Source organism: Halomonas sp. BC2 (assembly GCF_002078115.1).
Taxonomy (GTDB): Bacteria; Pseudomonadota; Gammaproteobacteria; order Pseudomonadales; family Halomonadaceae; genus Vreelandella; species Vreelandella stevensii.
Genome location: NZ_LFGT01000009.1, coordinates 389,123 through 398,734, shown reverse-complemented (window position 1 = coordinate 398,734; position 9,612 = coordinate 389,123). Strand labels below are relative to the sequence as shown.

At 59.1% G+C, this 9,612-nt stretch carries 8 protein-coding genes, 1 tRNA gene and 1 other RNA gene; 4 read left to right on the top strand and 6 right to left on the bottom strand.

Features of this window, described 5'->3' with window-relative positions; all coding sequences use genetic code 11:
- The 6 genes from brxC to B7L71_RS08235 all read right to left on the bottom strand — a co-directional run.
- Nucleotides 1–1,591, bottom strand: a 1,591-nt coding sequence (gene brxC / locus B7L71_RS08255; protein WP_249273207.1) for a BREX system P-loop protein BrxC, incomplete at its 3' end; no start/stop codon positions are given.
- On the bottom strand, nucleotides 1,588–1,758 hold the full coding sequence (locus tag B7L71_RS17665; protein WP_249273206.1) for a hypothetical protein: 171 nt from the start codon (nucleotides 1,756–1,758) through the stop codon (nucleotides 1,588–1,590). The genes B7L71_RS17665 and brxC, both read right to left, overlap by 4 nt.
- A 113-nt stretch (nucleotides 1,759–1,871) precedes the next feature.
- On the bottom strand, nucleotides 1,872–2,495 hold the full coding sequence (locus B7L71_RS08250) for a DUF1788 domain-containing protein (protein WP_212636740.1): 624 nt from the start codon (nucleotides 2,493–2,495) through the stop codon (nucleotides 1,872–1,874).
- Nucleotides 2,496–2,658: 163 nt separating this feature from the next.
- On the bottom strand, nucleotides 2,659–3,261 hold the full coding sequence (locus B7L71_RS08245; protein WP_139790069.1) for a DUF1819 family protein: 603 nt from the start codon (nucleotides 3,259–3,261) through the stop codon (nucleotides 2,659–2,661).
- Between the two features lie 205 nt (nucleotides 3,262–3,466).
- Nucleotides 3,467–3,563: signal recognition particle sRNA small type (gene ffs, locus B7L71_RS08240), an RNA gene on the bottom strand.
- 45 nt (nucleotides 3,564–3,608) lie between these two features.
- Nucleotides 3,609–3,682, bottom strand: a tRNA-Met gene (locus tag B7L71_RS08235).
- Between the two features lie 191 nt (nucleotides 3,683–3,873).
- Between B7L71_RS08235 and betI the strand changes: the two genes are divergently transcribed.
- The 4 genes from betI to B7L71_RS08215 all read left to right on the top strand — a co-directional run.
- Complete coding sequence (betI, locus tag B7L71_RS08230; protein ID WP_212636739.1) at nucleotides 3,874–4,497, top strand: transcriptional regulator BetI; 624 nt, start codon at nucleotides 3,874–3,876, stop codon at nucleotides 4,495–4,497.
- Nucleotides 4,498–4,507: 10 nt separating this feature from the next.
- Nucleotides 4,508–5,977 carry a betaine-aldehyde dehydrogenase gene (gene betB, locus B7L71_RS08225; RefSeq protein WP_081137238.1) on the top strand — a complete coding sequence of 490 codons (1,470 nt, stop codon included), beginning with the start codon at nucleotides 4,508–4,510 and terminating at the stop codon, nucleotides 5,975–5,977.
- A 55-nt stretch (nucleotides 5,978–6,032) separates the two neighbouring features.
- Nucleotides 6,033–7,736 (top strand): choline dehydrogenase, encoded by a 1,704-nt coding sequence (gene betA / locus B7L71_RS08220; RefSeq protein ID WP_081137236.1) that lies wholly within the window; start codon nucleotides 6,033–6,035, stop codon nucleotides 7,734–7,736.
- 196 nt (nucleotides 7,737–7,932) lie between these two features.
- Nucleotides 7,933–9,612: acyl-CoA dehydrogenase (locus tag B7L71_RS08215; protein WP_081137234.1), on the top strand; the 1,680-nt coding region annotated here is incomplete at its 3' end.

Genomic DNA, 9,612 nt, shown 5'->3' with positions numbered 1-9,612 from the left:
CGCGCAGCAGGTCTTTGAAGATCAGGCTGGAAAGCTCTTTGTTCTCGTCGCTGCTGGTGACTTCGGTAGCTTTGATCTTGCGGGTGATGTCGCGCTCTTCATTGGTGAGGAACTGGTACTCATCGCCGTTGCGGGTAATCAGGCTCTCTTTTTCCAGCCGTGCCAGGGTCGCTTCCAGCTGCTCACGAATGGCTATGCGGTCATCGTCGATTTGAGTCAGTGAGAGCGTTACCAGGTTATTGACCGTGCCCTTCACCAAGTCCACATAGCGGATCATAAACAGCGTGCGTAGGGTTTCGACATCAAACGCTTCTAATACGGGGTTCTCGCTGGCCTGATCGATGGTGCGCTTCACCGCCGTATCGAGGAACCCTTCTATCGCCGTGTAGAAGCAGTGCATCGGTACCAGCGCGCCAATCGTCTTCTCTTGCACGGCTTTGGCAGCCATGTGAAACGCATCGAGCATGGAGCGCTCGCCATAGGCCAGGTGGGCACCCGTGGCTCCTACCTTGCGGATCTCTTCAAAGACTTTTTGCACCAACTGGAAGTGGTACGGCACAAAGGGGTAGTTGGCGATAAAGCTCTCGACGCCTTCGATATTTTTCAGCGTGGGGCCGGAGCGGTCAAAGGTCAGCTGGTTACGCAGAATGGAGCCTTTGGCCTCAAACACGCCTTCCAGCTCCGCGCGTGCCGGGTCGGTTTTCACCAGCAGGCGCTTGCGGATCACTTCGTCGGAGTTGGAGCTTGAGAGCGATAAGCGGGTTTTGAAACGTCCGGCGATTTTGGAAAAATCGTTGGCTTTTGAGGCGGTCATTTCGCCTAGCACGGCGTCCATATCGGCCTGAGACGTCACCACAATCCAGGCGCGACCACCGCAGATCGTGCCCAGGTTTTCGGTGAGCGTTTGCAGAGTCAACATTAAGCGTGTGTCGCTGCCAATGAACTGACCCACTTCATCCACCATGAACACCATGCGCTGGGTGGCTGACTGCGACTCCAAAAACTCTTTCACCCAATGGCAGAAGTTCTCTACCGAAACGCTGAAGCTGGTTTCGGATTCCTCAAACCATTTATGCGCCGCTTCAGGAGAGAGATCGAGCGCTGCGCCAATCGCTTGCTCGATATCGTCCTGATAAAACTGATAGCCGTCTCGCTCGTCTTCCCACACCACGCCGCTGGCCTCGTTAAAGGCCTGCTTGAAACGCTCATACACGCCTCGCTTTTCCAGGTGGCGCTCCATGTGGGCAATGTGCGGGTAATCGGAGCTAAAGCCCTGGTGCTCGTTAAACACACGCAGGAAGACGTTCAGGATGGGGTTGCCATCGTCGTTCGAGCTGGCCTTGCTGTCGATATTGAACAGCACCACGTGGGCCGGTTCACGGACAGCTTTAGCAATATCAGCCCGGATAGAGCTGTCTACCAGCTTCTGCTCGTCAAAAAAATCAGCGGCCCGTTTGGCCTGGCCGTTGGCATCAAACGCTTCCGTGTTAGCGAGCAGGTAAGAAAGCGTTTTCAAAAAGTGTGATTTACCCGATCCAAAAAAGCCACTCACCCAAACGCCCACGCGGTTGGCGATGGACGGGTCATTCAAGGGGGTGGTGTAGGACTCAAAAAAGCACGAAAGTGCTTTTCTAACTCATTGGTGACGACATACTCATCCAGCTCCTGGTAGATGGTTTCCTGGTCACGCTGGTCGGCCTTGACCACGCCGTTGATTGACCGGCTAAGCGGTTTGAGGAAGAGCTCTTGAATGTGCATATCAGTCCTGTAAATGTTTCAACCTTGGATGTTTCAAGCCAAGAGATCTCGGAGTTTTGAAGGCCACTCCTCAGCGAGCGAATACAACACACCGAATTCCGCCACCCGTTGCGCTAGGGCACAAGCGCAAACGCACGGTAGTAGTTATTGCTTTCCATTCGCTTGAACAGCGACATCGTCTGCCCATCGTAACGGCCTGGATAGAACAGCACCAACGGCTTATGACCGAGTGGCCCGTGTAGCGCATTTAGCAAGCTGTGCGCACGCACCATGGGCCATAGGCTACCCACACCGGAAAGCAGTACGATATCGGGGTCATGCGACAAGGAGTGTCGGAGCAGATAGGGAGCAAACTTACCCATGTGCAGTGGCCCACGCAGCGCCTTGAGCAGTGCTGCATCGCCTTTGCTTTTTTGCATGGCAATGGCTTTATCCAGGAAGCCGCGCTCGGCCAGGTAATCCTTTAGGACTTCCAGCAGGTTGACCTGTGCCATTTTGATATCAGGGTGCTGCCGTGCCATTAACGAGGGGAGGAAATTCAGATAGGCACGCACCTGCAGCTCATGTTCGGGCGCGTAATCAAAAATCCAGAAGCCAATTTCATTACCCAAACCCTGACCTGCTAGAAAGTCGGGCTGAGAGATTTTTTCAGCCACCTGGTTCAACCGTGCCCGAAGAAGGTCATCCTCGGGGTATTTGAAACCACCAAGGTCTGAGTAATGAGCGCTCTGTGACATGCGGATGCGTCCCTGTGTCAGGCATGTGTGATGCGAGAGGTTGTCTAATCCAAACGGCTGATTAAGCAAGACTATGCCGCCAGCGACACAGCTTGCAAGATCTACTTAGCCGCGTTTTGACGAAGCCACGGCTTTTTGACAAGCAGACCTGTGATATGAGTACCTATCTCAGCAAGCGACAACATGCGTTTAAGCGAATGTGCTGGTAGGTCTCAAGCAGGATTTTTATCTCTGGCCGAAGCAACAGTGGCTGTAATTTGCGCGATCGGCTGGATTCCAATACGCCAACTTCCGTCAGCATACGATATACCACCTGACCCATTTTACGTCTGGAGCTCTCCGCCCACCCTGCGATTGCTTTATCGCGATGAGTACGCTCGGCTACAAAGTCAGCCCATTGGTAGGCCTGAAGCGTTTCCGCCTGCGTTAAAAATGCATCAGCGACGACACTTTCGAGGAATTCAACGAGCAGCAGATTACGTGCCATGGCCGCACAGAAGGACACCTGCCTGGCGAGCTGATCGTCGCCATCGCGCAGCGCTTGCCAAAACGGTGGCTCCAGCTTCTCCAGACGCTTGCGAATCGCCTGCCCTGTACGCCTGGCAGTGGCGGGACGGTTCTTCTGAAGGCGGTTATCAACGATGATTGCTTGATGCCACTGCTCTTCATCGGCATCAGACAGCAGCAAATCGGCAACGGCGCGGCTCTCGCGCACCATCAGCCCACCGCTGATCAAGTCAGAATTGTAGCTGAAAGAACCAGTCACTGAGTATTCACCTATACCGTTCGTGTAGCGTCCTATTCCTATTAGGGCGCAGCTCAATAAACAGCATCATCGTATGGATGCATGATCGCCAGGAATCAGTGAGTCAAAGGGGCGCTTGAGGGGAATATAGAGCCAACTTGCAAGTAGTATTCGACATGCTCAGCGGCAATAGCGAGAGATAATAGTAGACCAGAAATGGAGGCGGCCCCAAAAGCCACATCCCGGCACACGCAGCCACCACTACCGTTGCTCCCTTCCGGGCCTGGCGGGGTTCGCAGTTTAGCGTTGCGGGAGGACCTAAGGGGCCACCATGACGGCACACAAGAGAAGCGTACCTGGCTGACCGGTGGCTACGCCCTGATTTGAACAGGGGACCCCATCATTATGAGTGATGTGCTCTAACCAGCTGAGCTACGTAGCCTTTCCGACATCAGCGGGTGCAGAGTATGCCAATCTCGTTGGCAAAAGGCAAGTCAATCGCCGCAGGTATTTCATTTCCCAATGAACAAGACAGCCCGCAAGTACCGTCAATTGCCTTTTATTGATTGAACGTTCAATAAAAAAGTGCCATGATAATTTTCATCATCCTCGAAGAGTGTTCAGGAGATCGCCGTGCCTAAGGTGGGAATGGAACCAATACGTCGTCAGCAGTTGATCAAGGCCACCATGGCCGCCATCGACGAAGTGGGCCTGGCGGAAGCGACGGTCATGCGCATTGCACGGCATGCCGGAGTCTCGGCAGGCATCATCAGTCACTATTTCGGCGGCAAGGATGGCCTGCTCGAAGCCACCATGCGCCAGATACTGACCGACCTGACCGATGCCGTTGCGGCGCGCCGCCAGGCGCTGGACGACGACTCGCCCCGCGCTCATATTGGCGCCATCATCGAAGGAAACTTCGACTGCTCCCAGGTGACCGGCCCTGCCGCCAAGACCTGGCTCGCTTTTTGGGCCAGCAGCATGCACAAGCCCGTGCTGCAACGTCTACAGCACGTCAACGACCGTCGGCTATATGCCAACCTGTGTCATCAGTTCCAGCGCGTCATGCCGCATCGCGATGCGCGCAACGCCGCGCGCGGGCTGGCTGCCATGATCGATGGTCTTTGGCTACGCGGCGCCCTGGCGCCGGAAGGGCTGGATGCGCAGGAAGCACGGCAACTGGCCCACGCCTATCTGGATCAACTGCTGGCCCACCACGGCTGCCTGAAGCACTCCACCGCTGACGCATCATATTAAGGAGAACCCCATGGCCCATCAGGACGTACTTCCTCTATATATCAATGGCCGCACGGTCGCGGCGACGTCAGGTGACACCTTCACCGCCACCAACCCCTACGATGGCTCACTGCTCGCCACCGTTGGCCAGGCAAGCCAGGGCGATCTCGACGAGGCCGTGCGCACCGCGCAGCAAGGCCAGCGTGTCTGGGCGGCCATGACCGGCATGGAACGCTCACGCATTCTGCTGCGCGCGGTGGCACTGCTACGCGAACGCAACGACGAGCTTGCCGAGCTGGAAACCCGCAACACCGGCAAGCCCATCAGCGAAACGGCCAGCGTCGATATCGTCACCGGCGCCGATGCGCTGGAGTATTACGCGGGCCTGGCCCCCACCATCGAGGGCAGCCAGATACCGCTGCGCGAAAGCTCGTTCGTTTATACCCGCCGGGAACCGCTGGGTGTGATCGGTGCCATCGGCGCCTGGAACTACCCCATTCAGATTGCCTGCTGGAAAGCCGCCCCTGCGCTGGCAGCGGGTAACGCCGTGGTCTTCAAGCCCAGCGAAGTCACGCCGCTGACGGTGATGAAACTCGCCGAAATCTTCACCGAGGCAGGCCTACCAGATGGCGTCTTCAACGTCGTTCAAGGTGACGGAAAAGTCGGCGCCATGCTCACCGAGCACCCCGGCATTGCCAAGATATCCTTCACTGGCGAAGTGGGCACCGGCAAGAAAGTCATGGCCGCTGCCGGTGGCTCCACGCTCAAGGACGTGACCATGGAGCTGGGCGGCAAATCGCCGCTGATCGTGTTTGCCGATGCCGACCTGGACCGCGCCGCCGATGCCGCCATGATGGCCAACTTCTATTCGAGTGGCCAAATCTGCACCAACGGCACCCGTGTCTTCGTCGAGCGCAGCGTCAAGGAAGCCTTCGAAGCCAAGCTGGTCGAGCGCGTGGCGCGCATCAAGGCCGGTGACCCCATGGACCCCAGCATCAATTTTGGCCCGCTGGTCAGCTTCGAGCATCAGGAGAAAGTGCTCTCCTACATCGCCCTGGGCAAAGAGCAAGGAGCCCGCGTACTGGCCGGTGGCGAACAGTGGAATAGCGGCCCATGGGCCAACGGCGCATGGGCGGCCCCCACGGTGTTCACCGACTGCACCGACGACATGCGGATCGTGAAAGAGGAGATTTTCGGCCCGGTCATGTCAGTGCTGGCCTTCGCTGATGAAGACGAGGTGATTGGCCGCGCCAACGACACTCTGTACGGGCTGGCCGCTGGGGTGTTCACCGAGAGCCTCAACCGCGCTCACCGAGTGATTCACCAGTTGGAAGCCGGCATCTGCTGGATCAACACCTGGGGAGAATCGCCGTCGGAGATGCCGGTGGGCGGTTACAAGGAGTCGGGCATTGGTCGCGAGAACGGCGTCGAGACGCTCAATCACTACACCCAGACCAAGTCCGTACAGATCGAGATGGGCCCGTTTGAATCGGTGTTTTAAGGCGCCCACCGCCACCGTTTGATGCTCTTCATGTCGTCTTTGCCAAGGTAAACGAATGTCGCAAGTACGTGAATTTGATTATATCGTCATTGGCGCTGGTTCAGCAGGCAACGTGCTGGCCACGCGCCTGACCGAAGACAGCGATGTCAGCGTGCTGCTGCTGGAAGCAGGTGGCCCGGACTACCGCTTCGATTTTCGCACCCAGATGCCCGCCGCGCTGGCGTTTCCACTCCAGGGTAAACGCTACAACTGGGCGTTCGAAACCGACCCAGAACCGCATATGGACAACCGCCGCATGGAGTGCGGACGAGGCAAGGGGCTGGGCGGGTCTTCCTTGATCAACGGCATGTGCTACATTCGCGGCAATGCCCTCGATTACGACCACTGGGCCAAGCAGCCCGGGCTCGAAGAGTGGGATTACCTAAGCTGCCTGCCCTACTTCAAGAAGTGCGAAAACCGTGACATCGGTGCCAATGAGTATCATGGCAGCGGTGGCCCGGTGAGCATCACCACGCCCAAGGCGGATAACAACCCGCTGTACCGGACCTTCATCGAAGCGGCCAAGCAGGCGGGCTACCCGGAAACCGAAGACGTCAACGGCTATCAGCAGGAAGGGTTTGGCCCCATGGACCGCTTCGTCACGCCCAAGGGGCGGCGCGCGTCCACGGCCCGTGGCTACCTGGATACCGCCAAACAGCGCAGCAACCTGACCATCGAAACCCATGCCGTCACGGACGTGATCGAGTTCGAGGGCAAGCGTGCCGTGGGCGTCCGCTACGAACGGAAGGGCCAACCCACGCAGGCCCGGGCACGTCGTGAAGTACTGCTGTGTGGCGGTGCCATTGCTTCGCCGCAGATTCTGCAGCGTTCAGGGGTGGGCAACCCGGAGTGGCTGAAAGAGCTGGGCATCCCCGTGGTGCATGAACTGCCCGGCGTCGGCGAAAACCTCCAGGACCATCTGGAGATGTACATTCAGTACGAGTGCAAGGAGCCCATCTCCCTCTACCCGGCGCTGAAATGGTACAACCAGCCGAAAATCGGTGCCGAGTGGCTGTTCAAGGGAACCGGCATTGGGGCCAGCAACCAGTTCGAATCCTGCGGGTTCATCCGCTCCAACGACGAGGAGGAGTGGCCCAACCTGCAATACCATTTCCTGCCCATCGCCATCAGCTACAACGGCAAAAGCGCGGTAGAGGCCCACGGCTTCCAGGCCCACGTCGGTTCCATGCGCTCCGAGAGCCGTGGCCGCATCCGGCTGACTTCCAAAGACCCCCACGCCGCGCCCAGCATCCTGTTCAACTACATGGCCAAGGAGAAGGACTGGCAGGAGTTCCGCGATGCCATACGCCTGACCCGCGAGATCATCGCCCAGCCCGCCTTCGACGCCTACCGTGGGCGTGAAATTGCCCCCGGCCCCGAGGTACAAAGCGATGCCGAGATGGACAGCTTCGTCAAGCAGCACGCCGAAACCGCCTACCATCCCTGCGGTAGCTGCCGGATGGGCGAAGACGCCATGGCCGTCACCGATGCCCAGGGCCGCGTGCACGGCCTGGAAGGGCTGCGAGTCGTGGATGCTTCGCTGTTCCCGGTGATTCCTACCGGCAACCTGAATGCGCCCACCCTCATGCTGGCCGAAAAGATCGCCGATCGCATTCGCGGTCGCGAACCCCTGCCCCGCGCCCAGGTCGATTACTACATTGCCAATGGGGCGCCTGCCAAAGGAGCGGTCAACAAAGGAACGCCCGCCACACAGGCCTGACCCGACCTGCACACGCTGATCCAGCAACCCGCGCCATGGCATTCGCCATGGCGTTTTTTTATGCCGCAACTGAGCTACAGTGAAGGGTATAGAGCGAACGTATAAGGCCGAAACGCTTGCACACTGCCAAGCGATTCTGCGAATATTCAAACATACGTTTAAATACCTTCAAGACCACCCACCTATGGAGAACCCCATGCTCACCCTACTACTCATCGTGCTGGCCGTGGCTGGCCTGCTGGTGGTGATGCGCCGCGAGGCAGGCGCACCTCCTGCCCTGGCCCTGCTGGGCGTACTGGGCCTGGTCGGCATCGTGCTGGGCGCCCCCGTAACGGGCACCCTGCTGCTGATCGGCGCATTGGCCGTGGCCGTGGCCGGTTTGCCCGCCCTGCGTCGCTTCTGGTTGACCCCACGCATCTTTGCCACCTTCAAGAAAGTGGCCCCCAAGGTGTCTGCCACCGAGCGCACCGCGCTGGAAGCGGGCAGCGTCTCCTGGGATGGAGAGCTGTTTTCCGGCAAGCCCCAGTGGCAGTCGCTGCTGGATTTCAAGGATGACGGGCTGAGCGAAGAAGAGCAGGCCTTTCTGGATGTGCAGTGCGCCAAGGCGGCAGGCATGTGCAACGCCTGGGACATCGCCAAGGAGCGTGCCGACCTGCCCCAGGAACTGTGGGATTACCTGAAGAAGGAAGGCTTCTTCGGCATGATCATCCCGAAGGAGTACGGTGGTCTGGGCTTCTCTGCCAAGGCGCAATCCATGGTACTGCAGAAGCTTTCCGCCAACGAAACGCTGATGGTGACCGTCGGTGTCCCCAACTCCCTGGGCCCCGGTGAGCTGCTGCTCAAGTACGGCACCCAGGCACAGAAGGATCACTATCTGCCGCGCCTGGCCGATGGCCGTGAAATCCCCTGTTTTGGCCTGACCGGCCCCCGCGCAGGCTCCGACGCCACCTCGCTGCCGGATACCGGCGTGGTCTGCAAGCAGGTCATCGATGGCCAGGAAGTGGTCGGGGTGCGCCTCAATTTCGAGAAACGCTGGATCACCCTGGCGCCGATTGCCACTGTGGTGGGCTTGGCATTCCGCCTGTTCGACCCGGAAAAGCTGCTGGGCGACGAAGAAGACCGTGGCATTACGCTGGCCTTGATCCCGCGTGACACACAGGGCATGGAGATTGGCCGCCGCCACCACCCCATCGGCAGCCCCTTCATGAATGGCCCGATCAAGGGCAAGGACGTTTTCGTACCGCTGGACACCATCATCGGCGGCCCGGACATGATCGGTCAGGGCTGGCGGATGCTGGTGGAGTGCCTGTCGATTGGCCGCTGCATCACGCTGCCTTCGGGCGCCACCGGTACCGCCCGCTATGCGCTGGGCTGGAGCGGCGGCTTTACACGGGTACGTCGTCAGTTCAACGTGCCGGTTGCCGAAATGGAAGGCGTACAGGAGCCGCTGGCTCGCATGGCCTCGCTGGCCTACATCTCTGCCGCCACGGTATACCAGACCGCCAACCTGATCGACCACGGCGAAAAGCCCGCCGTCCCCTCGGCCATTCTGAAAAGTCAGCTGACCGAGTTCCAGCGCGTGCTGCTCAGCGATGCCATGGACGTTCACGGCGGCAAGGCCGTGACCCTCGGCCCACGCAACTACCTGGGCATCGGCTATAGCGCCAACCCCGTCGCGATCACCGTGGAAGGGGCCAACATCATGACCCGCAACCTGATGATCTTTGGTCAGGGCGCCATCCGCTGCCACCCCTACGTGCTGGAGGAGCTGGCCGCCAAGGATGCCAACGACGCAAAAGCATTCGACAAGGCGTTCTTTGGTCATGCGGGCCTGATTTTCGGCAACGCGGCCCGCGCCTTCACGCAGGGCCTCGGC